Here is a 26,237-nt window from a genome sequence, read left to right on the forward strand (position 1 = left end):
TGGATTAAGACAATTCCTTATAAAACAAAAAATTATCAAGTGACGCAGTGAGTCGTTATTTTTTACACCATCATAACCATAATTCATGGCCGCCGGGGGGACAGACGCGCGTGGACTAGCTAAGCTGCGTCAGTTGCTGTTGAATCTCATCGAGAAACAGCGGTAGCGCGCTGGGCTGGTAGTCACGCGATAAATAGATGCCGTAGACGCTGAGGGCTTTCGGCGTCCAGGCCGGCAACACCGGTTTCAGCGCCCCGCTGTTAAGGGCGCGCTGGGCTTCCAGTTCCGGCAGCATCGCGATGCCGCATCCGGCTACCGCCGCTTCCAGCAATAATGAGGAGATCCCGGCGCTGAGGTTCCCGGAAACCGCCACGGCAACGGCCTCGCCCTGCGGGTCGGTAAGCTGCCAGGTCGGCGCGACAAAATGGCTGTAGTGCAGGCAGTTATGTTCGCTGAGTTCGGCCGGCGTCTGCGGCTGGCCATGGAGCTGTAGCCAACGCGGCGACGCGCACAGCACCGAACGACAGACCCCCAGCCGCCGGGCAATCGCGCCAGGCTCCGGGTTATCGGTTATCCGAATCGCCACGTCAATGCGCTCGCCAATCAGACTCACCGGATGGTTATTGATATCCAGTTCGAGGCGTAACTGGGGGTAACGGGCGAGAAAATCGGGTAACAACGGCGAAATTAAGTGCATCGCCGTAAAGTGGGCGCAGGCGACGCGCAGCGTTCCGCTGGGTACCGCCCGCTCGGTCTGCCCGGCAATTTCGTCCGACAGCTGCGTCAGACTGCGGGTTTTTTGCAGCACCTTCTCCCCGGCGGTGGTTAAGGTTAATTTGCGCGTCGAACGGTGGATCAGGCGGGTGCCCGCCCAGTGCTCCATCTGTTCCAGATAGCGACTGACCATCGGACGCGACATTCCCAGCGCGCGGGCTGCGGCGCTCAGGCTCCCCAGTTCGCAGATCCGCATATAGACCTGCGCGGCAATAATTCTGTCCATCTTTCACTTCCATCTGCACGTTTTATGAAACTCAGCATCTCTTTTTTCAGGAATTTTCGCAAATCAGGAAATCCGTAAAATAGCGTTATTCACCTGACACAGAGAAAACCGACATGAAATTATCCGCCCTTGCCGTTGCCGCCGCACTGTTCAGCTCCGCTGCGTTCGCCGCGCCTTTAACCTTGCAGACCTATAACCCGCAGGATAAAGGCATCTTCGCCGTGAACTCGACGCTGGTTTCCGGCCCGCATGAAGCGGTGCTGTTTGATGCGCAATTTAGCGTTAAAGATGGCGAAAAGCTGGTTGATATGATCCGTCAAAGCGGCAAGAAACTGAGCCGTATTGTTATCACCTCCGGCGACCCGGATTTCTATTTCGGCCTCGAACCGCTGGTGAAGGCGTTCCCTGAGGCAAAAGTTGTCGCCACGGCCGAGGTGGTTAAGCACATCGAAGCGACCCACTCCGCGAAGCTGGCATTCTGGGGCCCACAGATGAAAGACGGCGCGCCAAAGCAGTTGTACGTACCGCAGCAGATTGAAGCCAGCTCGTTCACCATTGACGGTGAAAAAGTGGAGATTCGGCAACCCCAGAACTATGCGGCGTTCGTCTGGATCCCGGCGAACAAGACCATCCTCGGGGGTACCGGCGTCGCCTGGGGTATGCACGTATGGACCGCCGATACCCAGAGCGCCGAAAGCCGCTTGCAGTGGCGTAAAACGCTCGACGATATGGCCGCGCTCCACCCGCAGCATGCCATTCCCGGTCACTATCTCGGGACTCCGCCAGCCGCAGATCGCGCGATCGTCTTTACCCGCGACTATCTGCAGCAGTTTGAGCAGGCGCTGAAAACGCACAAAGATTCCGCTGGCGTGATCGCCGACATGAAGCAGCGCTGGCCGCAGCTGGCGGAAGTCAGTTCGCTGGAGCTGAGTGCGAAAGTGAACACCGGCGAGATGAAGTGGTAAGCGCAGATTATTCCTGATTCCAGGCGATGAAGTTGCCAGGGGCGAAAAAATAGACCACGATAGATAGCGCGGTCGCGTTAGCAGCGCGCCGTTCTTAGGGTTACATTTCGTCCGGCCATGCCGGGCTTGTCCTTGAAACAGAACTGGATTAAGGAGTAAGAATGAAATCGAACCATCAGGCACGTCATCTTCTCGGTCTGAACTATAAACTGTCCCAGCAGAAAAAAGTGGTGCTGGACGGCGATGTAGAAACGACAATTAACCACGCTCATGCCACCGGGCGTAAGCGCCGCGCGGGTTAATTTCTCAGCGGAGAGATGATAAAAACACCGTCCTTTGGTCAGGATGGTGTTTTTTTAATTCAATTTCCCCTCTTTGATAACATCTGCTCTATACTGCTTGCGCTGCTTTCCCTGCCAGCCCGCACGCTTATCGCCGCGCACGGTCTGAAGTGAACATCAAGGAGTTAGTGCGATGCAATTCACCCATAAGAAAAACCGTTCTCTGTATATCCCCTACGCTGGCCCCGTTCTGCTCGAATTCCCCCTTCTCAACAAAGGTAGCGCCTTCAGCATGGAAGAGCGCAGCAGCTTTAACCTGCTCGGCCTGCTGCCGGAAGTTGTTGAAACAATCGAGGAACAAGCGGAACGCGCATGGATCCAGTACCAGGGGTTTAAAACCGAGATCGACAAACACATTTACCTGCGCAACATTCAGGACACCAACGAAACCCTCTTCTATCGCCTGATTGGCAACCATCTCGATGAGATGATGCCGGTCATTTATACGCCGACCGTCGGCGCCGCCTGCGAACGCTTCTCTGAGATCTACCGCCGCTCACGCGGGGTGTTTATCTCCTACCAGAACCGGCACAACCTCGACGACATCCTGCAAAACGTGCCGAACCACAACGTCAAAGTGATCGTCGTGACCGACGGGGAACGTATTCTCGGTCTCGGCGATCAGGGCATCGGCGGGATGGGGATCCCTATCGGTAAACTCTCGCTGTACACCACCTGCGGCGGTATCAGCCCGGCCTACACGCTGCCTATCGTGCTGGACGTGGGGACCAACAACCAGCAGTTGCTCGACGATCCGCTGTATATGGGCTGGCGCCATCCGCGTATTACCGACGATGAGTATTATCAGTTTGTCGATGACGTTATTCAGGCGATTAAGCACCGCTGGCCGGACGTTCTGCTGCAGTTCGAAGACTTCGCGCAGAAAAACGCCATGCCGTTGCTCAACCGCTATCGCAATGAGATTTGCTCCTTCAATGACGACATCCAGGGCACCGCCTCGGTGACCGTAGGTACGCTGATTGCCGCCAGCCGCGGTGCGGGCAGCCAGCTGAGCGAGCAGAAAATCGTCTTCCTCGGCGCCGGTTCCGCCGGTTGCGGGATTGCCGAGCAGATTATCGCCCAGATCCAGCGTGAAGGATTAAGCGAACAAGAAGCGCGTCAGCGCGTGTTTATGGTTGACCGCTTCGGCCTGCTGACCGACGCCATGCCGAACCTGCTGCCGTTCCAGAACAAACTGGTGCAAAAACGCGAGAATCTGCAGCAGTGGGATACCACCAACGAAGTGCTTTCTCTGCTCGATGTGGTGCGCAACGTTAAACCGAATATTCTGATCGGCGTTTCCGGCCAGCCGGGTCTGTTCACCGAAGAGATTATTCGTGAGATGCATAAGCACTGCCCGCGGCCGATCGTCATGCCGCTGTCGAACCCGACTTCTCGCGTGGAAGCCACGCCGCAGAATATCCTCAGCTGGACCGACGGCGAAGCGCTGGTTGCCACCGGCAGCCCGTTCGCGCCGGTCACGCTGAAAGGTAAGCAGTATGTCATTGCCCAGTGCAACAACTCCTATATCTTCCCCGGTATTGGTCTTGGCGTCATCGCCTCTGGCGCATCGCGGGTCACCGACGACATGCTGATGGCGGCCAGTGAGACGCTGGCGAAGCACTCGCCGCTGGTCAACAACGGCGAGGGTCCGGTTCTGCCGGAGCTAAAAGATATCCAGACCGTATCGCGCGCAATCGCCTTTGCCGTCGGTAAAACGGCTCAGGAGCAAGGGGTGGCGGTGAAGACCTCTGCCGAAGCGCTGTTGCAGGCGATTAGCGATAACTTCTGGCTGCCGGAGTATCGCAACTATCGCCGGACCTCGATCTGATTTAAGCGACTCACCAACGGGCCTGACAACGGCCCGTTTTTTCTGTCGCCGCCCCACCATCTTTAGTCACTAGCCAAATATCCTCTTCCCGTCTAGACTGCCTTTACCCATCAACTGACTGAACTTAAAAGGAGGATCCCCATGCTGTCTTGTGAAATGTTTATTTTTTCACTGACCATTGGCGATCGTGCCCACTCAAGCGTTATCGGTATCGTGCTGCGATAACTTCAGCTTGAGCGAAGACACTTAGACCAATTCCCTTCCCTCGGGCTTACCGGGTTATCGTCAGCGATGTTTGACGAGGCGTTTTTACGCCTGTAACTCTTGAGTAAGTTCACTATGAGCACATTATTTACCGCGCAGTCTCTGCATGTTGAAACGGCATTCGGCCCGCTTTTCACCGACCTCTCCTTTACCCTGAAAAAAGGCGATCGTATCGGCCTGATCGGTCATAACGGCTGCGGCAAAAGTACACTGCTCCAGGTACTGGACGGCACGCTGACGCCCGCTACCGGTAGCGTGGCGTTGGCCCATCATTGTCTGCTGGCACGGGTTGAACAACACCTGCCGGATGCCCTGCTCCAGCAATCGCTGATCGAGGGGGTTCTGGCGCGGCTCCCCGCCAGCGGACGTGAACAACAGCGCTGGCAGGCAGAGCGTCTGCTGGCGGAAATGGGGTTCGCGACGGCGGAGTTCACGCAGCAAGCGGCAACGCTGAGCGGCGGGCAACATACCCGGCTGCTGCTGGCCAGAGCGTTAATTCTGCAGCCGGATCTCCTGCTGCTGGACGAGCCCGGCAACCATCTCGACCTGCCGACCCTGTTGTGGCTGGAAAGCTTCTTGCAAACCTGGCAGGGGAGCTTCGTGCTGGTGTCCCATGACCCCATCTTACTGGATGCTGTAACTAATAGCAGTTGGATCCTGCGCGACAGAACCCTGCACGCCTTCTCTCTTCCCTGCAGCGCGGCGCGCCTGGCGTTGGCGGAACGCGACGAAAGCGATGCCCTGCGTCATAAAGCCGAGCAGCGAGAAATCGACCGCGTCACCGCCAGCGCTAAACGGCTGGCCACCTGGGGACAGGTGTACGACAACGAAGATCTGTCGCGTAAAGCCAAACAGATGGAAAAACAGGTCGCGCGCCTGAAGGAGAGTCAAACCGAGCTGACCGCCGGTACGCCGTGGCGCCTGGCGCTCAACGGCGACGCCCTGCGGGCCGATCGTTTACTTGAGATGGAGCAACTGCCGGTCCCCCCGGCTCCGGGATTGCCCGCCCTGTTCACCGCCGGGCTGGCGCGCCTGCGCAGCGGCGACCGGGTGGCGATTATGGGGCGTAACGGCGGCGGGAAATCGTCGTTGCTGCGCCTGCTGTGGCGGCAAATGCAGCAGGCGGCGCCGGATGCCGGACTGCGTCTGCATCCGCGATTGCATCCGGGCTACTACGACCAGACGCTGCATCAGCTGGCGGATAACGCCACGCTGCTGGAAGCGCTGGAGAACTTCGAACCCGCTGGCGAACGCCGTAAGCGGGCGCTGATTTCCGCCGGTTTCGGCTGGAACCGTCACGGGCAAAAGGTCAGCACCCTCAGCGGCGGCGAACGTTCCCGGTTGCTGTTTGTCGGTCTGTCGCTGGCCAGCTATAGCCTGCTGCTGCTGGATGAGCCCACCAACCATCTGGACATGGAGGGCAAAGAGGCGCTGGCCGCCTCGCTGCGCGAGTATTCCGGCGGTCTGCTGCTGGTCAGTCATGACCGCCAGTTGATTGATAGCAGCTGTAACCGCTTCTGGCTGATTGATGATAACGGGCTCAGCGAGTGGCATACCGCCGACGAAGTCTATGCCCGCCTGCGCGAGGGGGCGCCCCAGGTCGACAGGCGTGTCGAAGCGGATACGACGGCCATCGTCGCCGACGACCATGACGCCCTGCTGGAACGGTTAATCGATCTCGAACAGCGGCTGGCGGATGATATATCGCGTAAACCTAAGCACCAGAAGCCGCACCTGCAGGCCCAGTGGCGTGACGAGATAGCGGTCATTACCGCCAGACTGAGTTAACGGAGGCTAAATCCCTGGCTAAGGTGGAGACACTTTAGCCGGGGTCACGGCGCACGGCGGTCAGGCCGAAGCAGAATCGGTCTTGTCGCGGCTGAACTGCTGTTCGGTCATCATCATCCCCCACTGATCGCCCTGCCACTGTTTATGTAGCGTAAAGCCGAATTTTTCGTACAGCGAGCGGGCAGCGTCAAGTCCGCTGAAGGTCCACAGCTGGACAGCAGCAAAAGCGCGGCGGTCGCAAAAAGCCATCGCCTCCGTCAGCAGACGTCGGCCAACGCCGCGGCCCCGACAGCTGTCGTCGAGAATAAACCAGCGTAGATGCGCCTGGTTGTTGCCCAGATCTTCGCCATCGATAGCCACAGAACCGACGATGTTACCCTCCTGCACCGCCAGCCAGATGTGATTGCACTGCGCGTTAAGTCGGGCGGAAAATTCCGCCAGCCCGCAGGCAACCTTACCTTCGAAGAAGTGGCCGAAACCGTGGTGCCGGGCGTAATATTCGCCGTGCATCTGCGCGATACGGCCAATCATCCCGGGTCGATATCCGCTGACAATCGTCACCTTATCAGTCGCCGCAGGCCGCTGTACTTCACGGCATTTCGCCAGCGCCTGCGCGTACGCCGTCAGCCCCAGCGCCACGTTTTGCTGTTGTCCGGCATCGAGATGCATCAGGGCATCAACCACCCGCATCGCCCCGTACTCGTTGATCCGCCTGACCGTCACGCACCCCTGTTGCGTCAGTTCGAGCCGTTTAAAGCGAGCATCTGCACCATCGGGTTTTTCCTGTAACTCGCCGGCGGCCAGCAGACGGGACACCATGCGGCTGACGCTCGATTTCTCCAGGCCCAGGATCTGCACCAGCTGCGCGGCGGTCATCGCTCCGTGTGCGGAAATTTCCAGCAGCGTATGCACGGCGGAGGGAGAATAGTCGGTGGCCGCCAGCGTGGAATTCATGAAGCCAAGCTCACGAACCATCAGACGGGAAGAGCGGCGTATTTCATTAATGAGCGATTCGTTAATCAGCGATGGAGGTGTCATGGCGATCGGTGCAGGCGAGTTAATGGTTGTACAATACAACCATCATCACCCTCACCCTGTCAATCCACGCCGCCACTGGGCTAACCGGCCCGATGAGGATTTGCTTCCGGCCAGGCCGCTCTTTTACAGGATGAAAAATGGCCTGATCCGGCCATTGCCAGACGAAAAAATCACCGCTACCGGGCAGAGCCTGTTTTTATCTTATTGTGGATTTTTGGCTTTACCAGGCATCCCAGGCCTGTTTGATCTCCTGCTTCGCCGCAGCGGCATCGTTAAAGCCGTCCAGCTCCACTTTTTACGCCCGTCCGGTTCATGCCGCCTCACCGGCTATCTCCCATGGGGAATATTTCCCCGCTGCGGCAAATGCCTTTTCCGCAAATGCTTAGCGCAATTCGTTGGTTCCCTTGTTTATATCTGCGCCCGATGATGGCAACACAATAGATAACAAAGGAATTCACCATGCAAAACCGTTTTCGTCTGCCCGCGTTGGCAGCCCTTTTTTTATCCGGCGCTTTTTCCGTCTGGGCCGCCGATACACCGGTCAAGGGCGGGACATTAATCTATCTGGAGCAGCAGCCGCACACCAATCTCTATCCACCGGCCGGAGGATTCTATCCCAACGGCGGCATTCTCAATCAGATAACCGATAAGCTGACCTGGCAAAACCCCAAAACGCTGGAGATCGAACCGTGGATTGCCGAGAGCTGGACGACGAACGCCGATAAAACCGAATACACCTTTACGCTGCGTCCCGGCATCACCTTCTCCGACGGCACCCCGCTGGATGCCAACGCGGTGGCCAAAAATTTTGATACCTACGGTCTTGGCAATAAAACCCAGCGGCTGCCGGTTTCTGAGGTTATCAACAACTACGACCATAGCGAAGTCATCAATCCGCTGACGGTGAAGTTTTACTTCAAAAAACCGTCGCCAGGCTTCCTGCAGGGCACCGCCACCATCGGCTCCGGGCTGGTCTCTCTCAGCACCTTGCAGCGTAATTTCGACGAACTCGGCGATGCGCGTAATATTATCGGCTCCGGGCCCTTTATCGTTAAAGATGAAAAACCGGGTCGCGAGCTGACGCTGGTCGCCCGCAAAGACTATCAGTGGGGGCCGAAAAACCTGGCTCAACAGGGGCCAGCCAACCTCGACGGCATTACCTTTATCGTCACCCCGGAAGACAGCGTGCGTATCGGGGCATTACTGGCGGGTCAGGCCGATTTTATCCGCCAGGTGCAGGCCTACGATGAAAAGCAGGCGACCGACCAGGGATTCCAGGTGTATGCCGCCCCCACCCGCGGCGTCAATGACAGTCTGAGTTTCCGCCCGGATAACCCGCTGGTTTCCGACCTGCGCGTCCGCCAGGCACTGCTGCACGCCACCAACGCCAGACAGGTGGTCGAGACGCTGTTCTCGGCTAACTATCCACAGGCGACGTCAGTGCTGGCCCGTTCAGCGGCAGGCTACGTCAACCTCAGCGACAAGCTGACCTTCGATCAGGCCAGGGCCCGGCAGCTGCTCGATGAAGCCGGCTGGAAACCGGCCGCCGACGGGATCAGAGAGAAAGATGGCCAGCGCCTGGCGCTGACGGTTTATGAATCTCTGCCGCAGCCGCAAAACAAAGAGGTGCTCCAGCTGATTGCCCAGCAGTGGCGCCAGGTAGGGGTGGCGCTGAGCGTAAAAGCCGGCGATGCCGGTAGCCGGGTTATTGATAACCTCGATCCGCTGAAGACCCCGCTGACCGTTTCGGAAGTGGGTCGCGCCGACCCGGACGTGGTGAAAAGCATGTTCTTCCCGGCCAACCGCGATGCTCTGCTGCAACAGGGCGGATCCAGCGACAAAGTGCAGCGCTTTCGCGACGATAAGCTTAACGCTCTGCTGACCGCGATTTCCGCCGAAGTCGATGCGCAAAAACGCCTGCAGCTGACCGGCGATGCCCAGCGCTATCTGCTGGATAACGCCTACGTGATCCCGATATTTGAAGAGCCGCAGGTCTTTGCCGGTGCGCCTTGGGTGAAGGGCGTAAGCTTTGAAGCCGTCGGCCGACCGTCGTTCTACGGCAGCTGGCTGGAAAAACACTAAGGAGTCTGGGATGAGCCATAACCTTCTGCGACGTCTGGGCCAGAGTTTGCTGGTGCTGTGGGCGGCCTTTACCCTCTCCTTCGTGCTGCTGCAGGTGCTGCCGGGGGATGCGGTATTGATCAAGTTTCAGAACCCGGATCTCGGTCTCAGCCCGGCGCAAATCGCCGACATGCGCATCGCCTACGGTGCCGACAGCCCGGTCTGGAAGCAATATTTCCATACCTTAGCGGCGATGCTGCAGGGGGATTTTGGCTACTCGTTACAGGCCGGTATTGCGGTCAGTACCCTGCTGGCCAGCAACCTGCCGGACACACTCAGTCTGGCAATCCCGGCGTTTATACTGGCTATCGCGCTGGCCTTTAGCCTGGCCTTCGCCTCCCGTCTGCCGGGGCTGCGCTGGCTGAGCAATACCTTACAGTCTTTGCCGGTGCTGTTTATCTCGCTGCCGACCTTCTGGTTGGGGATTGCGCTGATTCAACTTTTCTCCTTCCAGTTGCGCTGGATCCCGGTGATTAATCCTGGCCCGCTACAGGGGCTGATACTGCCGATCATCGCCGTCGCGGTGCCCATTTCCGCCCCGCTGGCGCAGATCCTGATGCGCAGCATGGACCAGGTGGCCGCCCTGCCGTTTGTCGCCGTCGCCCGCGCCAAAGGGATGAGTGAAACCGGCGTGCTGTGGCGACACGTCACCGGCAACGCCCTGCTACCGGCGTTGAATATCGCCGGGCTGCTGCTGGGGGAGCTGATCGCCGGGGCATTGATTACCGAAACCGTCTTCGGCCGCGGCGGTCTGGGTCAGTTGACCCAGCAGGCGGTCAACAACCAGGATATTGCCGTATTACAGGCGGTGGTGATGATCTCCGCCCTCGCATTTGTGTTGATTAATCTGCTGGTGGATCTGCTGATGCCGCTGTTCGATCCCCGCCTGAAAACCGTAACCGGAGGCGTGGTATGAGCCTCGTTGATTACGCTACCGCCGCCCGCCGACGGGTGCCTGGCCGTCGGCCGCTACGTTTCCAGCCGGGGCTATGGCTCGCCTGGAGCATCATGTTCATCGCGCTGTTGATGGCGATCGCCCCGCAGCTGTTCAGCGACTATAACCCGCTTGATGGCACCTCCGGCGCGCCGCGTCTGGCGCCGCAGGCGGGCCACTGGCTGGGAACCGACCAGTTGGGTCGCGACCTGTGGACGCGGATCGTCTATGGCGCGGCGCACTCGCTTTCCGCCGCGCTGGCGGCTGTCGCTATCGGCCTGTTGGTCGGTACCGCGCTCGGTACGCTGGCCGGTGCCGTTGCCGGACGCGTCGAGTCGCTGGTGATGCGGCTGGTTGATGTCCTGCTGGCCATCCCGTCGCTGCTGCTGTCGTTAACGGTGATTATTCTGCTCGGCTTCGGCACCGTGAACGCCGCGGTGGCCGTGGGCGTCGCCGCTATTGCCAGCTTTGCCCGCCTGGCGCGCGCGGAAGTGGTCCGCGTGCGCCGCAGCGACTATGTCGAAGCGGCCTTTGGCAGCGGCGGCACCTTCTTTGCCGTGTTCTGGCGGCATATTTTACCCAACTCGCTGACCGCCGTATTGGCCTTCGCCACGCTGCAGTTTGGTCAGGCGATCCTCGCCCTCTCCACCCTGAGCTTTCTCGGCTACGGGACCCCGCCGCCGGTACCGGAGTGGGGGCTGTTGATTGCCGAAGGACGCAACTATCTCTCGACCGCCTGGTGGCTGACCACCTTCCCCGGCGTGGCGGTGGTTGCCGTGGTGCTGGCCGCCAACCGTATCAGCCGTCAATTTAGCGGAGAGCGCTCATGAACGTCTTACGCGTGGAAAATCTGCGCATCAGCTACCGATCGCAGCACCGCTGGCAGGAAGTGGTGCATAACGTCAGCTTCAGCCTGCAACGCGGCGAAATGCTGGCCTTTGTCGGGGAGTCCGGGTCCGGTAAAACCACCACCGCCCAGGCCATTATCGGTCTGCTGGCGAATAATGCCCGGCGCGACAGCGGACGAGTGGAAATTAACGGCGAGGATATCAGCGGCTGGTCGGGGAAACGACTTGATAGTCTGCGCGGCACGCGCATCAGTCTGGTCCCGCAGGATCCGGGCAACTCCCTGAACCCGGTACAAACGATCGGCGCGCAGGTTGGCGAAATACTTCGTCTGCACCAGAAAGAGCCCGCCGCCGTGCGTAAGCAGCAGGTGCTGGCCCTGTTAAGCAAAGTTGGCCTCAGCCATCCCGAACAGCGCTTTTATCAGTATCCTCATCAGCTCTCCGGCGGCATGAAGCAGCGGGTGTTAATTGCCATCGCTATTGCTCTGAAACCGGACTTAATCATTGCCGATGAACCGACCAGCGCCCTCGATGTTACCGTCCAGAAACGCATTCTCGACCTACTCGATACCCTGCGCCGGGAGTCCGGGACGGCGGTGCTGCTCGTCACCCACGATCTGGCGCTGGCGGCGCAACGCGCCGACCGGCTGCTGGTTTTTCGCCACGGAGAAGTTCAGGAACAGGGCCTCACCGCGGATATCGTCCGCGCGCCACAACACGCCTACACCCGCCAGCTGTTGAGCGATCTGCAGGGAATCCAGCCTACCATCGGGACAGCGCCGCGCCACCCTGTGGCGACGCCCGCTATCCGCGTCGCCAATATCAGTAAACGTTTTTCGCTGGGCGATGCCGGGCTACAGGCGCTGGACGCCGTCAGCTTTGAGGTCAAACGCGGCACGACCCATGCGTTAGTTGGCGAGTCGGGTTCGGGCAAAACCACGCTGGCGCGGATTCTGCTCGGTTTTGAACAGGCCGATAGCGGCCACATCGCCATTGATGGTATTGATGCCGGTCATTTAAGCCGCGAGGCGCAGCGCCAGCTACGGCGTAAAATTCAGTTCGTTTATCAGAACCCGTTCGCCTCGCTCGACCCGCGTCAGACCCTGTTTGAGATTATCGAAGAGCCGCTGAAAAATTTCGACCCGCTGAGCCCGACCATCCGCCGCTCCCGCGTCGAAGCAGTTGCCGCCCGGGTCGCGCTGGCACCGGAGCTGCTGACGCGAACCGCCCGCGAGCTCTCCGGCGGCCAGCGCCAGCGGGTCGCCATTGCGCGGGCGCTGGTGCTGGAGCCGACGATCCTGGTCCTCGACGAAGCCACTTCCGCGCTGGATGTCACCGTGCAGGCGCAGATTCTCGCCCTGCTTCAGCAGCTCCAGCAACAGCTGGGGCTGACCTATCTGTTTATCACCCACGACCTGGCGACGGTGCGACGCATCGCGCAGAGCGTTACGGTACTGCGCGCCGGTCAGGTCGTGGAATACGGCGAGGTCAACCGCCTGTTTAGCCAGCCGCTGCACCCCTATACCCGCGAGCTCATCGCCGCCATTCCCCACGTATCCACCCTGAGCAAGGAGATCGCATGACGCGTAAACGCCTGGGTTTTTTCACCCGCCTGCTGGACTCTGCCCCTGCGCAACAGCGCTACCGGCTGGCAACCGAACAGATTCGCCACGCCGAACGTCTCGGCTTTGACAGCGCGTGGATTGCCCAGCATCACTTCCACGAGCATGAAGGCGGCCTGCCTTCGCCGCTGGTCTTTCTCGCCCACGTGGCGGCACAGACCGCACATATTCGCCTCGGTACCGCCATTATTACGCTGCCGATGGAGAACGCGCTGCGGGTCGCCGAAGACGCGGCGGTGCTGGATCTCCTGGCCAACGGACGTCTTGAGGTCGGCTTTGGCTCCGGCGGTACGCCAACCTCATTTCTGCCGTTTGGCTTAACCAGCGAGCAGCGGGGAGCCGTGTTCGCCGAAAATCTGCATCTGATCCACAGCGCCTGGCGCGGTGATTCACTGGGCCATCCGGAAAATCATCTCTATCCACCGGCGCCGCAGTTGGCTGAACGGATCTGGATAGCGACCTTTTCAATTGACGGCGCCGTTCGCGCCGGTCAGGCCGGTCACGGCCTGATGCTCTCCCGTACACAGCCGCGCCCGCTCGGGCAGCCGGATTTAGCGCTTGATGCTATCCAGAATCCCCTGATCGATGCCTACCTCGCGGCGTTGCCCGCTGGCAGAGCGCCAAGGATCCTCGCCTCGCGCACCGCCTTTATTGCCGACAGCCAGCAGTACGCCCTACAGGTCGCGGAACCGGGATTACGCCAACAGGCGGCGGCACATCGCGCTGCCGGACATGAGATAATCGGTGACACTGTCACGGATTATTTGTCGCAGCTGGATGCCCATGTCGGCGATGTTGAACATGTGCAGGCATCTCTGGCGCGGGACAGCGTGCTGGCCCGCGTCACCGATATTTCGTTCCAGGTGCACTCCGTTGAGCCCTCGCACCGTGACACGCTGCGTTCCCTTGAGCTGATCGCTCAGCATATCACCCCGCAACTAAGGTAGGAGTCACCATGACACTGAGTCAGGATATTTTGGCAGAGCTGGCAGAGATTTCCCCGGGTTCCCCATTAGCCGAGGCCCGGGCCGTGCGCGACGCGGCGACCCGCCACGCGCAGGGCAGCTACGAGGTGCTGTTCAGCCAGCAGGATGAGGATTTTCCACCCGATGAGCGTTTTGCCGTCGCCGCCAGAGTGGCGAAGCTGCATCAGGCCGATGCGCTGGCCGCCCACTATGCCGGTTTTGGCCTTGCCGACCCGACCTCCGCGCGGCTGACCGCGGCGCTGGCGTTTGCCCGCCTGCTAACCTTCAGCCCGCTGGAGGCCACGCCTTCGGCACTGCAGGCGCTCACCCGCGCCGGCTGGACCCCGCGTGGGATAGTCACCCTCGCCCAGCTAATCGCCTTCGTCAGCTTCCAGAGCCGGTTACTCAACGGCCTGCGCTTATTGAACGGTAAACCCTTCGCCAGCGCCGATACGCCGGTGGCGGCCGGTTTCTGGCATACCACCCGGCAAACCGTCAGCGGCAAGCGGGCCCCAGGACATTTCACCCGCGATGAACTCAACTGGGAGCCCTGGCTTGAGGCCAAACCGCTGGAAGCCTTCAGCGATGATGAACAGGCGATTCTGGCGAAATTTGGCCATACGGATTCCCCCTATTTTCGCCTGCTGGCGCGCAATCAGCCGGTGCTGGAGCAGCGCACGCTAACCGACAAAGGCATCTTCTATACGCCCGGCGGTCTGCCGCGCGCGGAACGGGAACTGGCCGCCACCGTCGCCAGTAAGGTTAACGGCTGTATTTACTGCGCATCGGTGCATGCCCGCAAGGCGGCGCAGTTGGCAAAAGATGAGAGCGCGATATAAACGCTGCTGGCGGTGACGCCGGGGGAAACATTGAGCGACGGCCAGTCGCCGCGCTGGCGGGCGGAAATAGATTTCGCCGCCGCCCTTTCCGTCACGCCGCCGGCCCTGACCGCCGCGCATCTCCATGGCCTGCAAGAGCAGGGTCTGGATACCCTGGCTCAGCTTGATTTACTGCAATCGGCGGCCTTTTTCGCATGGGCCAACCGGCTGATGTTAACCCTCGGCGAGCCGTGGGAAATCGATTAATCCATCGTGCCCGCGATCGGGCGGTTCCGCTGGCCGCGGGCGTAAAGCAACAGCGATGTCATCGCGAGGAAGGAGAGGAACGCCGCCGGGAGCGCGATCGTATTCCAGCCAAAGCCGGAGGTAATCATCATCCCGCCGCAAAATGCGCCGAGCGCGCTGCCGAGGTTGAAGGCTATCTGCCCGCCAGCCGCCCCCAGCATCTCTCCGCCCCGCGCATTTTGCAGCAATAAGATTTGCAGCGGCGCCGCCAGCGCAAAGAGTCCGGCACAGCACAAAAATGCCAGCAGCAGCGACGCCGTTTTATGGTCACCAAAGAGAAAGATCAGCAGCATCACCGCCACAATAGCGCCGTCGGTGGTGGCCGCGATGCGCAGCGGGCTGTAGCGAGCGGAGATTTTCCCGCTCAGCAGATTACCGATAACCATCCCCAGCCCCACCAGCATCATGATGGCGATCATCGCGCTTTCGGAAAACCCGGAGACATGGAGCATAAACGGTTTGATATAGCTGAACCACGTAAATATCCCGGCATTGCCAAACAGGGTCGCAGCGAAAATAAGCCACGGCGCAGGCGACGATAAGAAATGAAACTGTTCCCGCAGTCTTGTCGTGGCTCGATCATAGACCGTCGGAACCCACCACAGAATCGCCATCAGCACCGCAACGTTGAAAAGCGCGATGCCCAGAAAGGTATAGCGCCAGCTGAACTGATGCCCCAGCCAGGTTCCGGCGGGAACACCGATCAGGTTAGCCACCGTCATACCGGCAATCATCCCGGCCACTGCGGCGGTCACTTTGCCCGGCGGCGCCACCTTCGACAGAATAATCGCCCCGACGCCAAAAAAGGCACCATGCGGGAAGCCGGACAGCAGGCGGCCTGCTGCCAACATGGGGTAGCTGGAGGAAAAGGTAAACAGGGTATTCCCGAGAATACACAGCGCGGCCAGGAACAGCATCACCGACTTTAATGAAAAGCGGCTGGAAAACAGCGCCATCACCGGCGCGCCAATCACCACGCCAAAGGCATACCAGGCTATCATATTGCCGGCGACAGGAATCGAGATCCCGACATCGCGAGCGATCTCCGGCAACACGCCCATAATGCCAAATTCCGCCATGCCCAGGCCGAACGTGCCCAGCGCGAGCGAAAAAATCGTCTTTTTCATTCAGTTAATCACGTATTTTGCCTTTTCGGTCGGCATTATTGACCATTCGGGATCGGCAAACCAGACAAAAACGTGCGCTGACCCGTTTGTCCATAAAATAACGCGATCCATTCATGCGAGTCATGGTCTGGCAGAGAAGAAGGCAGGAAGCCTCGATGCGGCGCCCGCCACACCGGCAATGCTCATGAGCAAGGCCTGGCGGTCTGGTGACCCGCAGTCGGCAAACGGGATGCGCTCGCCCGCGCAAGCAACGAAAAACCGCGCCAAATCTGCATAAGTCAGCGTCCTCCTGGCTTGTGACACCGCGCAGCGTTATCTGTTTATCGACGAAAATTGCATAATGTCCGCCAGTCTCGCCCGGGGTGATTACACTTTACGTTACACAAGCCCTATTTCCCCTCTCATAACGGAGCGATAGCCATGGGAAACAACAAGAAGGCCAGGGGTGTAGCGGGTTCGAGTAAATTGAAGCCGCTTGGCGAGAAAGAGTATGAAAAAGCGCTGCGTAAACTTCACGTTGAGCTGGTTAAATTACAGCTGTGGGTGGTCAGCCAGGGACTGAAGGTCTGTATTGTGTTTGAAGGCCGCGATGGCGCCGGTAAAGGTGGCACCATTAAAGCGATCACCGAGCGGGTCAGCCCGCGCGTATTCCGGGTGGTTGCTCTGCCGGCCCCGACCGACAAAGAGAAGACCCAGCTCTATTTTCAACGCTATATCCCGCATCTGCCGGCCGCCGGCGAAATCGTCATTTTCGACCGCAGCTGGTATAACCGGGCCGGCGTTGAACGGGTGATGGGATTTTGCACCGCCGACGAAGTGGAAAAATTCCTCGAGGGGGCGCCGCTGGTAGAGCGCTCGATGGTAGAGTCCGGCATTATCCTGCTCAAATACTGGCTGGAGGTGACGCCAGAGGAACAGGAACGTCGGCTCCGCGACCGCATCGATGACGGGCGCAAAATCTGGAAATTGTCGCCGATGGATATCAAGTCGTTTAACCGCTGGGATGAGTTCACGCAGGCCAGGGATGCGATGTTTGCCGCCACCGATACCGCCTGGGCGCCGTGGTTTGTCGCCCGTTCGGAAGAGAAGAAGCGCGTGCGCCTGAATATCATTACCCATCTGCTGTCGCAGATCCCCTATAAGAGCGTGCATACCGAACCGGTAAAATTACCCAAACGTAAAATCGGTAAAGTGAAAACCGCCAATTATCCTTTCCGCTTTATTGCCGAGCGCTTCTGAGCGCTGACTCGCCTTGCCCGCTTCATGCTTTTCTGCCGGAGCGGGAAAGGTTATCCCCCCCTTTTCTGGTGAGCTCAAATCGATAAATCCGCCGTTTACCTCAACTTAACTTCAGGTATTACGCTTAACGCATACCGTCAGATAACGATAAGGACATGATATGCATGAGATTGACAGCGGTTTTACCCATGTGGCCTTTATGGTGCGGGATCTCAACAGGAGCATCGATTTTTATACCCGCTACACCGCCATGCAGGTGATCCATCAGCGCTCGCCGGATCTTCCCTCCGCTCGCCACGTGGCGTGGTTAAGCGATCGTACCCGCTTATTCGCCCTGGTACTGGTGCAGGCGGATGAACCGACCGATACCCCGCTGGGGCCGTTTGGCCATTTAGGCGTCGCCTGCGCGACCAAAGAGGAGATCGACGCGAAAACCGCGATGGCACGGCGGGAAGGCGTGCTGCGAAAGGAGCCGGAGCAGCTCGGGGAGCCGGTGGGCTATTACGTCTTTTTCAGCGACCCGGATGGCAATACGCTGGAACTCTCTTACGGCCAGCGCGTCGGACTGGAAGTCCTGCGTAGCGAGAGCTGAAAGCACATGGCGCGACCCGGTCGCGCCATGAAGAACCATCAGGAACGGCGCGCGGCGATGCCTTCCTCACTCTCTTTTTTCGCCTCCAGACGCTCAACGTCGCGATACCAGCGCGGGTGATGCTTCTGCGCCCAGCGGCGGCTCACTTTCCCTTCGACCATCCCCTTAATCGACCCTTTCACCCAGAATGCCATATACATATGGATAAGGATGGCGTGAATCAAAATAATCGCCGAGGTGGCGTGAAGCAGCAGGCTGTAGCGAATGACTTCGATCGGGAAGAAAGGGGCAAACCAGGGACGCCAGATGATCACTCCGGTCACCAGCAGCACAAAAATCATGCTCATGATGGTCCAGAACATCATCTTCTGCCCGGCGTTATATTTGCCGACGCGGGCCACTTTATGTTCATTGCCCTTCAGCACTTCAACAATGCCCTTCAGCCACGGGATGTCCTGCTTGTCCGGAATGTTATGCTGGACAAAGCGCACAAACATCAACATCAGCGCCATGAAGATAGCCACGCCGAAGAACGGATGCAAAATGCGCCCCATCTGCGGCGTACCGAAGGTTTCCGTCAGCCACTGCAGCGTCGGGAAAAAGAACGAGATCCCGGAGAGCGCCACCAGAAAGAAACAGATAACCACCGTCCAGTGACAGGCGCGATCGATAAACCTGGTGCGCACAATCATTTTCGATTTATGCATCATGCTCCTCCTCGTCGTCATCCACTTCTTTATTCGGCCCGATGCCGATGTAGTGGTAAATCAGGCCAGCAAAGGTGGCGATAAAGCCGACCGCCGACAGCGGTTTAAGCGCCCCCTTCCACAGATTAATACTGGTATCTATCTGCGGCTGCTTCGGCAAATTGTGGTACAGCTCAGGCTGGTCGGCATGGTGCAGGACGTACATCACGTGGGTACCGCCCACCCCCGGCGGGTTGTAGACCCCGGCGTGTGGATAGCCGCGCTTCTTCAGCTTTTCCACGCGCTCGTGCGCCACCTCCAGCATCTCTTTCTTAGTACCAAAATGAATCGCTCCGGTTGGGCAGGTCTTCACGCAGGCCGGCTCCTGGCCGACGCTGACGCGATCCACGCAGAGAGTACATTTATAGACCCGGTTATCCTCTTTATTGAGCCGCGGGACATTAAATGGACAGCCGGCAATGCAGTAGCCGCAGCCGATGCAGTTCTCCTGCTGAAAATCGACGATGCCGTTGGCGTACTGAATAATCGCTCCGGCGGAAGGACAGGCTTTCAGACAGCCGGGCTCCTCGCAGTGCATGCAGCCGTCTTTGCGGATCAGCCACTCCAGCTTGCCGTTCTGCTCGGTTTCGCTAAAGCGCATCACCGTCCACGATTTTGCGCTCAGGTCCGCCGGGTTATCGTACACCCCGACGCAGTGCCCCACCTCGTCGCGGATATCGTTCCACTCGGAACAGGCCACCTGGCAGGCTTTGCAGCCCACGCAGGTGGAGACATCAATCAGCTTGGCCACTTCCGCCTTGTAGTCCCGCGCACGCGGCGCGGGGGTCATCGGGTTGGTTGCGGAGCGCTGAATAATGTCCTGTGTTTCCATCGCCATTGAATCGCTCCTTACGCTTTCTCGATGTTGACCAGAAACGCTTTGTACTCCGGCGTTTGCGAATTGGAATCGCCGACGTTTGGCGTCAGGGTGTTGGCGATGTAGCCCTTCCGCGCCACCCCTTCAAAGCCCCAGTGCAGCGGGATGCCGACGGTTTCTACCTGCTGGCCGTGAACGTTGAGGGTCCGCAGACGGCGGGTCACCACCGCCACCGCGCGGATAAAGCCGCGCTGGCTGCTCACCGTCACCCGATCGCCGTTGGCAATCCCTTTCGCCTGCGCCAGACCTTCGCTGATTTCCACAAACTGTTCCGGCTGTGCAATGGCGTTGAGCCGCGCATGCTTGGTCCAGGTATGGAAATGCTCGGTCAGACGATAGGTGGTCCCGACGTACGGGAACTTATCTTTCTTCCCTAAGCGCAGGGCGTCGTCTTCATACAGACGCACCACCGGACTGGAGATCACGTTCGGGTGCAGCGGGTTGGTACCCAGCGGCGTTTCCATCGGCTCGTAATGTTCCGGGAACGGACCTTCCGCCAGCTTATCGAGGGCAAACAGACGCCCCAGCCCCTCCGGCTGCATGATAAACGGCCCGGTGTTGCTGCCCGGCGCGGCGGTATTGAAGTCAGGGATATCGTTCCCCGTCCACTTCGTTCCGTTCCACTGGATCAGCATCCGTTTCGCATCCCACGGTTTGCCGTTAATATCCGCCGAAGCGCGGTTATACAGCACGCGGCGGTTGAGCGGCCACGCCCAGGCCCAGCCCAGCGTATTGCCCAGCCCTGACGGATCGGCGTTATCGCGGTTGGCCATCTGGTTACCCTGCTCCGTCCAGCTCCCGGCGTAGATCCAGCAGGACGATGCCGTGGTGCCGTCATCGCGCAGCAGCGCGAAGCTGCTCAACAGCTGGCCTTTTTTCGCCAGCAGGGCACCGTTGCCGTCATACAGATCCGCCAGCGCATAGCCGTTGTTCTCTTTCGCCACCTCTTCCGATTCCGGATGATCCGGCTGTTTGTAGCTCCAGCTCATCTTCAGCAGCGGCTCGGCGCCTTTCCCACCTTCGGTGCGATACATTTCGCGCAGGCGATGGTAAATGCCGGCCAGAATTTCGCCGTCGTTACGCGCTTCGCCCGGCGCATCCTGGCCTTTCCAGTGCCATTGCAGCCAGCGTCCGGAGTTGGCAATCGACCCGTCCTCTTCCGCAAAGCAGGTGGACGGCAGACGGAACACTTCGGTCTGAATCGCCGCCGGGTCGACATCGTTCGACTCGCCGTGGTTTTGCCAGAAGGTCGAGGTTTCGGTCACCAGCGGGTCGATAACCACCATGTACTTAAGCTTGCTCAGGCTGCGGACCACCTTGTTTTTGTCCGGGAACGAGGCCACCGGGTTAAAGCCCTGGCAGATATAGCCCGTGACCTGACCTTTATCCATCATGTTGAAATACTTGATGACGTCGTAAGCCTGGTCCCACTTCGGCAGCCAGTTAAAGCCCCAGTCGTTCTCTTTCTGCGCCGCATCGCCGTAAAACGCTTTCATCAGGCTGACCGCAAACTTCGGATAGTTGCTCCAGTAGTTCACCTGGTCGGCCAGCGTGGCCTTCGGCGTGTTGGCGTTCAGCCAGGTCTGCCAGTCGCTCTGTTTTTCTGATGGCAGCGTCAGATAACCCGGCAGGCTGGTAGAGAGCAGACCTAAGTCGGTTAAGCCCTGAATGTTGGAGTGACCGCGCAGGGCATTCACCCCACCGCCCGCCATCCCCATGTTGCCGAGCAGCAGTTGGATCATCGCCATGGTGCGGATGTTCTGCGCCCCGACGGTATGCTGCGTCCAGCCCAATGCGTACAGGAAAGTGGTGGTCCGGTCCGCGGCGCTGGTCGACGCCAGCACTTCGCACACTTTCAGGAAGTCGGCTTTCGGCGTCCCGCAGATGTTCTCCACCACCTCCGGCGTGTAGCGCGAGACATGCTGCTTCAGCAGGTTCCATACGCAGCGCGGATGTTGCAGGGTTTCATCGCGCAGCGCATAGCCGTTTTCGTCAAACTGATAGTTCCACGATGTTTTGTCATACCGCCGTTTTTCAGCGTCATAGCCGCTGAACAAGCCATCTTCGAAGGCAAAATCGTCGCGTACCAGCAGGTTGGCGTTGGTGTAGTGTTTAACGTACTGCGCATTGATTTTGTTGTTTTCAATCAGGTACAGCAGCACCCCCGACAGGAAGGTAATGTCGGTGCCGGAACGAATCGGCGCATAGATATCGGCCACCGAAGCCGTGCGCGTAAAGCGCGGGTCGACGACGATAAGCAGAGCATCGTTGTTGTTTTTCGCCTCCATCACCCAGCGGAATCCCACCGGATGGGCTTCAGCGGCGTTGCCGCCCATCACCATCACGACATTAGCGTTTTTGATATCAACCCAGTGGTTGGTCATCGCACCGCGACCAAATGTTGGAGCAAGACTTGCTACCGTTGGTCCGTGTCAGACGCGCGCCTGGTTATCCACTGCCAGCATGCCGAGCGAGCGCGCAAATTTCTGCGTCAGCATCCCGGTTTCGTTACTGGCCGCCGAGGCGCACAGCATCCCGGTTGAAAGCCAGCGGTTAACCACGGTGCCCTGCTCGTTTTTCTCAATAAAGTTGGCATCACGGTCGGCTTTCATCAGCCTGGCGATCCGGTTGAAGGCGTCGTCCCAGGAGATACGCTGCCATTTGTCAGACCCCGGCGCGCGGTATTCCGGGTAGCGCAGTCGGTTGTCGCTATGAACATAATCCAGCAGCCCCGCGCCTTTCGGGCATAAAGCGCCCCGGCTGACCGGATGATCGGGATCCCCTTCAATATGATAGATGGCTTCTTTCGCGTTCTTCGCGCCGTCGCCGAGGCTATACATTAATAGCCCGCAGCCCACGGAGCAGTATGTGCAGGTGTTGCGGATCTCTTTGGCGCGCAATAATTTGTAATTACGCGCCTGAGCCAGCGCCATTTTGGGTGCGAAACCCAGGGCAGCGGCTGTTGTTCCGGCCATACCGCCTGCGCAGATTTTAAAAAACTTTCTGCGGCTGACGTCCATTGATTTTCTCCATGCAGGATGCGTGTTCATCGCGGGGGAAACTACCAGCAATGTCCCTGATTTTTTTGCGTCAAATCAATGTCGAAAACCGTCGCCCCCTTAATAGTCAAGGTCAGCGGATTTCATTACCCCCTTGGTATTAAGCGCGAAGGAAAACAGGGGCCAGACGGAATGAAAAAGTGTTATAAATCGGCTCTTGATAAATATCGGTGTCAGGTTTGACATGGAAAAGAAAAAAGCGACGTTGACCGGTCTGGCCGCCATTGTGCTGTGGAGCACGATGGTCGGATTAATTCGCGGCGTCAGCGAAGGGTTAGGCCCGGTCGGCGGCGCGGCAATGATCTATACGCTGAGCGGCTTATTGCTGCTGACCACCGTCGGGTTTCCCCGGCTGCGGCAGATGCCGCGCGCCTATCTGCTGGCCGGCAGTCTGCTGTTCGTCAGCTATGAAATATGTCTGGCGCTGTCGCTGGGCTTTGCCGGTAGCCGTCAGCAGGCGATTGAAGTCGGGATGGTCAATTATCTGTGGCCCAGCCTGACGATACTCTTTGCCATTCTCTTTAATGGGCAGAAAACCAGCTGGCTGGTCGTGCCCGGCTTATTTCTCGCGCTGCTTGGCGTCACCTGGGTATTAGGCGGCGAGCACGGCCTGAATAGTGATGAAATTACCCGCAACGTCGTCTCCAGCCCCCTGAGCTATATTCTGGCTTTTGTCGGCGCATTTATCTGGGCGACCTACTGCACGGTCACCGCGAAATATGCGCGCGGCAAAAACGGCATTACCCTGTTTGTTTTATTAACCGCCCTGACCCTGTGGCTGAAGTTTATGCTCAGCGATCAACCGCCGATGATTTTCAGCTGGCCGGTGGTCATTAAGCTGGTAATGTGCGCGGTGGCGCTGGGATTTGGCTATGCGGCCTGGAACGTCGGTATTCTGCACGGCAACGTCAGCCTGCTGGCGGCCGCCTCTTACTTTACCCCGGTGCTCTCTTCGGCGCTGGCGGCGGTGCTGCTCAGCGCGGCCCTCTCCTGGCCGTTCTGGCAGGGCGCCGGTATGGTTTGCGCCGGCTCCCTGCTCTGCTGGTATGCCACCCGACGCTAACCGAGGTCGCCTCCGGCCACCGGCAGCGTGACGCCGGTGATATAACTGGCCTCATCGCTGGCAAGAATAATCAATTCAGGAATATCCCCGGCCGCGCGGCAGGCCGGGCAATAGTATGACTCACCGCCCCGGGCGCACCGGCCCGGGAGGTGTACCGGTCATGACTCTTGTGCGCGCAGGCGGGAAATACGCTGCTCTTCTTCGGCGTTGAGGGCCGGGCACAAGGTAAAGTCGAAGCGAACTTCGGTGTGCTCGCCGTCGAGCTTACGCTGCGCAATCAGCTCACGATCGGTGATTTTTACCGGGTCGGCAATCAGGCCATCGCGGGTGGCGAAGGCAAAGTCGTCCCACAGATACTTATCGCCGTTAAGGTTAATCTGGCTGGTTAAATGCTTGTGGCCCGGCGCGGAGACGAAGAAGTGAATATGCGCCGGACGGTTGCCGTGACGACCCAACTGGTTAAGCAACTTTTGCGTCGGACCATCCGGCGGACAGCCGTAACCGGAAGGCATGATACTGCGCACGCTGTAGCGGCCATCTGCGCCGGTACGGATGCGGCGACGCAGGTTGTATTCACTCTGGCTCTGGTCAAAGAACGAGTAGTTCCCGAGGGTGTTGGCATGCCAGATATCCACAATCGCGTTGGCGACCGGACGGCCCTGGGTATCGCAAACCTGACCGTGCAACCACATGACCTCCCCGGCATCGAGACCGTCATCCATCCGCGCGTGCCCTTCGACAAGCGGCGCATTGGCAACGTACAGCGGCCCTTCAATGGTACGCGGCGTGCCGGTTTCACGATGCGCTGCGGCGTCGATCGCATCCTGACGCAGATCGAGGAAATGTTCCAGCCCGAGACCCGCCGCCAGCAGCGCCGCTTCCTGACGTCCGCCCAGTTCGTGCAGATAGTTCACCGCATGCCAGAACTCTTCCTGGGTAATATTATAATCGTCGATCAGGGTGCATATATCTTCCAGTAAACGATGGACAATGACTTTAAAACGCTCATTACCGCCGGGAACGGTTAATCCGGCACTTTCACGTAATAATTTCTGCACGGCTTCTTGTTGTACGAAAGAATTTTTCATTTTGATTCTCACTTATTGCTTGCAGGTGGCTTGTAGGGTTTACGCCGGCCTGTCCGGCGCGAGGTTTTTATTATTTTTAGCTATCGTCTTCACGAATCGAGGAGGGATGGCGGCACAAGGCCTCCACGCGGATTTCCATAAACGGGTATAATGGCAACCCCATTAATATCTGGTGCAACTCATCGGCATCACGCACATCAAAAATACTGACATTGGCGTACAGTCCGGCGACGCGCCAGATATGTCGCCAGGTGCCTGCACGCTGTAATTGCTGCGAATAAGCTTTTTCTCGTTGTTTAATCTCCTCAAGCTCGGCGGCGGGATAGCCCAGCGGGATCTTGACGGTCATATCCACTTTAAACAGCATATTTTTCTCCTGTCATGCCCTACGCTTTGCGGGCATAGAAGTGCAATTTATCTTCATCAAGTTCGACACCTAAGCCCGGGGTCTGAGGCACAACGACGCTGCCGTTGGCGAAGGTCAGCGGTACGCTGACGATGTCATCTTTGAGCAACAGCGGGCCGAACATTTCCGTGCCCCATTGCAGCGGCAGCGTCGACCAGGCGTGCAGCGATGCGACGGTGCCGACGGTGCCTTCCAGCATGGTTCCGCCATACAACCCGATACCCGCCGCCTGCGCGACATGCGCCAGGGCTAAAACGCTGGCCGGGCCGCCCGCTTTGGCGATTTTCAGCGCATAGGCGCCGCTAAAGCCCTGCTGCGCCAGGCGATAACCATCGTAATGCGTCGCCACCGCTTCATCCGCCAGAATCGCGGTTTCAATATGCTGACTAAGGCGAACCAGCGCCGCGCTGTCCTGCGCGCTGACCGGTTGCTCAATTAAGTCGATGCCCATTGCCGCCAGTTCACGACAGCCTTTGGCCGCCGCGGTGGCGTCCCAGGCCTGGTTAACGTCGACGCGAATACTCGCCCGATCGCCCAGCGCCTCGACAATCGCTCGGGTGTGGCGTAAATCGGTCGCCAGTTCGCGCGCGCCGATTTTTAACTTAAATGCCTGGTGGCGGCCTTCGACCAGCAGCCTTTCCCCTTCGGCGATGTCCTTGCTGGTCTCCCCGCTCGCCAGGGTCCACAGCACCGGCAGCGACGTCTGCAGCGCGCCGCCCAGCAGCGCCGAAACCGGCAGACCCAGCGCCTTGCCCTGCGCATCCAACAGCGCGGTTTCAATCGCCGATTTGGCGAACGTATTACCTTTGATGGCGCTGTTGATACGCTGCATCAGCGCATTCAGGTTATCGGCGGGCTGCCCCTTGAGCAGCGGCGTCAGGTAATGGTTAATGGCGCTGGAGATGGCTTCCGGACTCTCGACGCCATAGCTCAACCCGCCGATGGTGGTCGCCTCGCCGATTCCACAAATGCCGTCAGAGCGCGTAATGCGGACAATCACCAACGTCTGGCAGCCCATGGTTGTCATCGAGAGTTTGTGCGGGCGAATGGTCGGGACGTCAACCAGCCAGCTTTCAATGCGTTCTACGGTCGCGGTCATGTTTTCTTCCTGCTCGTTAAATACATAACTTTTTGTGCCGCCAACCATAACGAGGGGTGACGGTGACTTTGACAATAGGGGCGAGCCGGTGAAATGGTCA

21 protein-coding genes and 3 pseudogenes are annotated in these 26,237 nt (G+C 59.0%); 13 read left to right on the top strand and 11 right to left on the bottom strand.

All coding sequences use genetic code 11. The annotated features are described in order from the left end of the window. Nucleotides 1–115: 115 nt before the first annotated feature. A complete protein-coding gene (locus tag Electrica_RS12715; RefSeq protein WP_141964621.1) occupies nt 116–1,000 on the bottom strand; it encodes a LysR family transcriptional regulator in 885 nt (294 codons plus the stop codon). Between the two features lie 113 nt (nt 1,001–1,113). On the opposite strand from Electrica_RS12715, the gene Electrica_RS12720 reads away from it, so the two are divergent. From Electrica_RS12720 to Electrica_RS12735, 4 genes are all read left to right on the top strand, one after another. Then, the gene (locus Electrica_RS12720) at nt 1,114–1,965 is read left to right on the top strand and encodes a Vmh family MBL fold metallo-hydrolase (RefSeq protein WP_141964622.1); all 852 of its coding nucleotides are present in this window, start codon (nt 1,114–1,116) and stop codon (nt 1,963–1,965) included. 161 nt (nt 1,966–2,126) lie between these two features. Then, complete coding sequence (gene sra / locus Electrica_RS12725; protein WP_004861775.1) at nt 2,127–2,267, top strand: stationary-phase-induced ribosome-associated protein; 141 nt, start codon at nt 2,127–2,129, stop codon at nt 2,265–2,267. Between the two features lie 172 nt (nt 2,268–2,439). After that, a complete protein-coding gene (locus tag Electrica_RS12730; protein WP_100684253.1) occupies nt 2,440–4,137 on the top strand; it encodes an NAD-dependent malic enzyme in 1,698 nt (565 codons plus the stop codon). Between the two features lie 339 nt (nt 4,138–4,476). Beyond that, nucleotides 4,477–6,189, top strand: coding sequence for an ATP-binding cassette domain-containing protein (locus Electrica_RS12735; protein ID WP_141964623.1), 1,713 nt, complete (start codon nt 4,477–4,479; stop codon nt 6,187–6,189). A gap of 60 nt (nt 6,190–6,249) precedes the next feature. Here the strand turns inward: Electrica_RS12735 and Electrica_RS12740 are convergent, their stop codons facing one another. Together Electrica_RS12740 and Electrica_RS29300 are read right to left on the bottom strand one after the other, a co-directional pair. Beyond that, entirely contained in the window at nt 6,250–7,227 is a 978-nt protein-coding gene (locus tag Electrica_RS12740; RefSeq protein WP_141964624.1) for a bifunctional helix-turn-helix transcriptional regulator/GNAT family N-acetyltransferase, read from the bottom strand. A gap of 201 nt (nt 7,228–7,428) precedes the next feature. Next, a pseudogene (locus Electrica_RS29300) lies at nt 7,429–7,522 on the bottom strand (inorganic diphosphatase); the annotation flags it as partial. 164 nt (nt 7,523–7,686) lie between these two features. On the opposite strand from Electrica_RS29300, the gene Electrica_RS12745 reads away from it, so the two are divergent. From Electrica_RS12745 to Electrica_RS12770, 6 genes and pseudogenes are all read left to right on the top strand, one after another. Then, nucleotides 7,687–9,309, top strand: a complete 1,623-nt coding sequence (locus Electrica_RS12745) for a TIGR04028 family ABC transporter substrate-binding protein (protein ID WP_141964625.1) — start codon at nt 7,687–7,689, stop codon at nt 9,307–9,309. A gap of 10 nt (nt 9,310–9,319) precedes the next feature. Continuing rightward, the gene (locus tag Electrica_RS12750; protein WP_100684257.1) at nt 9,320–10,264 is read left to right on the top strand and encodes an ABC transporter permease; all 945 of its coding nucleotides are present in this window, start codon (nt 9,320–9,322) and stop codon (nt 10,262–10,264) included. After that, nucleotides 10,261–11,112, top strand: a complete 852-nt coding sequence (locus Electrica_RS12755; protein WP_141964626.1) for an ABC transporter permease — start codon at nt 10,261–10,263, stop codon at nt 11,110–11,112. The genes Electrica_RS12750 and Electrica_RS12755 overlap by 4 nt, the downstream gene beginning before the upstream one ends. Beyond that, the gene (locus Electrica_RS12760; protein WP_141964627.1) at nt 11,109–12,713 is read left to right on the top strand and encodes a dipeptide ABC transporter ATP-binding protein; all 1,605 of its coding nucleotides are present in this window, start codon (nt 11,109–11,111) and stop codon (nt 12,711–12,713) included. Before Electrica_RS12755 ends, Electrica_RS12760 begins: the two co-directional genes overlap by 4 nt. Next, a complete protein-coding gene (locus tag Electrica_RS12765) occupies nt 12,710–13,699 on the top strand; it encodes a putative FMN-dependent luciferase-like monooxygenase (RefSeq protein ID WP_141964628.1) in 990 nt (329 codons plus the stop codon). The genes Electrica_RS12760 and Electrica_RS12765 overlap by 4 nt, the downstream gene beginning before the upstream one ends. 8 nt (nt 13,700–13,707) lie before the next feature. Continuing rightward, nucleotides 13,708–14,802: pseudogene (locus Electrica_RS12770) on the top strand (alkylhydroperoxidase domain protein). On the opposite strand, the gene araJ reads toward Electrica_RS12770, so the two are convergent. Beyond that, nucleotides 14,799–15,968, bottom strand: coding sequence for an MFS transporter AraJ (gene araJ / locus Electrica_RS12775; protein WP_141964629.1), 1,170 nt, complete (start codon nt 15,966–15,968; stop codon nt 14,799–14,801). The pseudogene Electrica_RS12770 and the gene araJ overlap by 4 nt on opposite strands. Before the next feature lie 420 nt (nt 15,969–16,388). Here araJ and ppk2 point away from each other — a divergent pair, with 420 nt between their 5' ends. After that, nucleotides 16,389–17,207 carry a polyphosphate kinase 2 gene (gene ppk2 / locus Electrica_RS12780; protein ID WP_141964630.1) on the top strand — a complete coding sequence of 273 codons (819 nt, stop codon included), beginning with the start codon at nt 16,389–16,391 and terminating at the stop codon, nt 17,205–17,207. A gap of 160 nt (nt 17,208–17,367) precedes the next feature. Further along, entirely contained in the window at nt 17,368–17,799 is a 432-nt protein-coding gene (locus Electrica_RS12785; protein WP_141964631.1) for a VOC family protein, read from the top strand. Between the two features lie 38 nt (nt 17,800–17,837). Here Electrica_RS12785 and fdnI read toward each other — a convergent pair whose 3' ends face one another. The 3 genes from fdnI to fdnG are packed head-to-tail and all read right to left on the bottom strand — an operon-like array spanning nt 17,838 to nt 22,442. After that, nucleotides 17,838–18,506, bottom strand: coding sequence for a formate dehydrogenase-N subunit gamma (fdnI, locus tag Electrica_RS12790; RefSeq protein ID WP_131049057.1), 669 nt, complete (start codon nt 18,504–18,506; stop codon nt 17,838–17,840). Further along, nucleotides 18,499–19,383, bottom strand: a complete 885-nt coding sequence (gene fdxH / locus Electrica_RS12795; RefSeq protein ID WP_141964632.1) for a formate dehydrogenase subunit beta — start codon at nt 19,381–19,383, stop codon at nt 18,499–18,501. The genes fdnI and fdxH overlap by 8 nt, the downstream gene beginning before the upstream one ends. A gap of 11 nt (nt 19,384–19,394) precedes the next feature. Beyond that, the gene (gene fdnG, locus Electrica_RS12800) at nt 19,395–22,442 is read right to left on the bottom strand and encodes a formate dehydrogenase-N subunit alpha (RefSeq protein WP_141964633.1); all 3,048 of its coding nucleotides are present in this window, start codon (nt 22,440–22,442) and stop codon (nt 19,395–19,397) included. 223 nt (nt 22,443–22,665) lie between these two features. Between fdnG and yddG the strand changes: the two genes are divergently transcribed. Continuing rightward, a complete protein-coding gene (yddG, locus tag Electrica_RS12805) occupies nt 22,666–23,544 on the top strand; it encodes an aromatic amino acid DMT transporter YddG (RefSeq protein ID WP_100684267.1) in 879 nt (292 codons plus the stop codon). Here yddG and Electrica_RS28870 read toward each other — a convergent pair. From Electrica_RS28870 to Electrica_RS12820, 4 genes and pseudogenes are all read right to left on the bottom strand, one after another. Then, nucleotides 23,541–23,618: pseudogene (locus tag Electrica_RS28870) on the bottom strand (hypothetical protein); the annotation flags it as partial. The gene yddG and the pseudogene Electrica_RS28870 sit on opposite strands and share 4 nt — an antisense overlap. A gap of 84 nt (nt 23,619–23,702) precedes the next feature. Continuing rightward, on the bottom strand, nt 23,703–24,632 hold the full coding sequence (catA, locus tag Electrica_RS12810; protein ID WP_131049053.1) for a catechol 1,2-dioxygenase: 930 nt from the start codon (nt 24,630–24,632) through the stop codon (nt 23,703–23,705). A gap of 76 nt (nt 24,633–24,708) precedes the next feature. Then, nucleotides 24,709–24,999, bottom strand: a complete 291-nt coding sequence (catC, locus tag Electrica_RS12815) for a muconolactone Delta-isomerase (RefSeq protein WP_131049052.1) — start codon at nt 24,997–24,999, stop codon at nt 24,709–24,711. A gap of 19 nt (nt 25,000–25,018) precedes the next feature. Next, nucleotides 25,019–26,185, bottom strand: a complete 1,167-nt coding sequence (locus Electrica_RS12820) for a muconate cycloisomerase family protein (protein WP_160704015.1) — start codon at nt 26,183–26,185, stop codon at nt 25,019–25,021. Between the last annotated feature and the right edge of the window lie 52 nt (nt 26,186–26,237).

The sequence above is a fragment of the Klebsiella electrica genome, from assembly GCF_006711645.1.
In the GTDB taxonomy this organism is placed as follows: Bacteria; Pseudomonadota; Gammaproteobacteria; order Enterobacterales; family Enterobacteriaceae; genus Klebsiella; species Klebsiella electrica.

Excerpts from the sequence above, each read along its gene's own strand:
- Electrica_RS12715 (WP_141964621.1), bottom strand. The coding sequence starts at position 1,000 with ATGGACAGAATTATTGCCGCGCAGGTCTATATGCGGATCTGCGAACTG.
- Electrica_RS12720 (WP_141964622.1), top strand. The coding sequence starts at position 1,114 with ATGAAATTATCCGCCCTTGCCGTTGCCGCCGCACTGTTCAGCTCCGCT.
- sra (WP_004861775.1), top strand. The coding sequence starts at position 2,127 with ATGAAATCGAACCATCAGGCACGTCATCTTCTCGGTCTGAACTATAAA.
- Electrica_RS12730 (WP_100684253.1), top strand. The coding sequence starts at position 2,440 with ATGCAATTCACCCATAAGAAAAACCGTTCTCTGTATATCCCCTACGCT.
- Electrica_RS12735 (WP_141964623.1), top strand. The coding sequence starts at position 4,477 with ATGAGCACATTATTTACCGCGCAGTCTCTGCATGTTGAAACGGCATTC.
- Electrica_RS12740 (WP_141964624.1), bottom strand. The coding sequence starts at position 7,227 with ATGACACCTCCATCGCTGATTAACGAATCGCTCATTAATGAAATACGC.
- Electrica_RS12745 (WP_141964625.1), top strand. The coding sequence starts at position 7,687 with ATGCAAAACCGTTTTCGTCTGCCCGCGTTGGCAGCCCTTTTTTTATCC.
- Electrica_RS12750 (WP_100684257.1), top strand. The coding sequence starts at position 9,320 with ATGAGCCATAACCTTCTGCGACGTCTGGGCCAGAGTTTGCTGGTGCTG.
- Electrica_RS12755 (WP_141964626.1), top strand. The coding sequence starts at position 10,261 with ATGAGCCTCGTTGATTACGCTACCGCCGCCCGCCGACGGGTGCCTGGC.
- Electrica_RS12760 (WP_141964627.1), top strand. The coding sequence starts at position 11,109 with ATGAACGTCTTACGCGTGGAAAATCTGCGCATCAGCTACCGATCGCAG.
- Electrica_RS12765 (WP_141964628.1), top strand. The coding sequence starts at position 12,710 with ATGACGCGTAAACGCCTGGGTTTTTTCACCCGCCTGCTGGACTCTGCC.
- araJ (WP_141964629.1), bottom strand. The coding sequence starts at position 15,968 with ATGAAAAAGACGATTTTTTCGCTCGCGCTGGGCACGTTCGGCCTGGGC.
- ppk2 (WP_141964630.1), top strand. The coding sequence starts at position 16,389 with ATGGGAAACAACAAGAAGGCCAGGGGTGTAGCGGGTTCGAGTAAATTG.
- Electrica_RS12785 (WP_141964631.1), top strand. The coding sequence starts at position 17,368 with ATGCATGAGATTGACAGCGGTTTTACCCATGTGGCCTTTATGGTGCGG.
- fdnI (WP_131049057.1), bottom strand. The coding sequence starts at position 18,506 with ATGCATAAATCGAAAATGATTGTGCGCACCAGGTTTATCGATCGCGCC.
- fdxH (WP_141964632.1), bottom strand. The coding sequence starts at position 19,383 with ATGGCGATGGAAACACAGGACATTATTCAGCGCTCCGCAACCAACCCG.
- yddG (WP_100684267.1), top strand. The coding sequence starts at position 22,666 with ATGGAAAAGAAAAAAGCGACGTTGACCGGTCTGGCCGCCATTGTGCTG.
- catA (WP_131049053.1), bottom strand. The coding sequence starts at position 24,632 with ATGAAAAATTCTTTCGTACAACAAGAAGCCGTGCAGAAATTATTACGT.
- catC (WP_131049052.1), bottom strand. The coding sequence starts at position 24,999 with ATGCTGTTTAAAGTGGATATGACCGTCAAGATCCCGCTGGGCTATCCC.
- Electrica_RS12820 (WP_160704015.1), bottom strand. The coding sequence starts at position 26,185 with ATGGTTGGCGGCACAAAAAGTTATGTATTTAACGAGCAGGAAGAAAAC.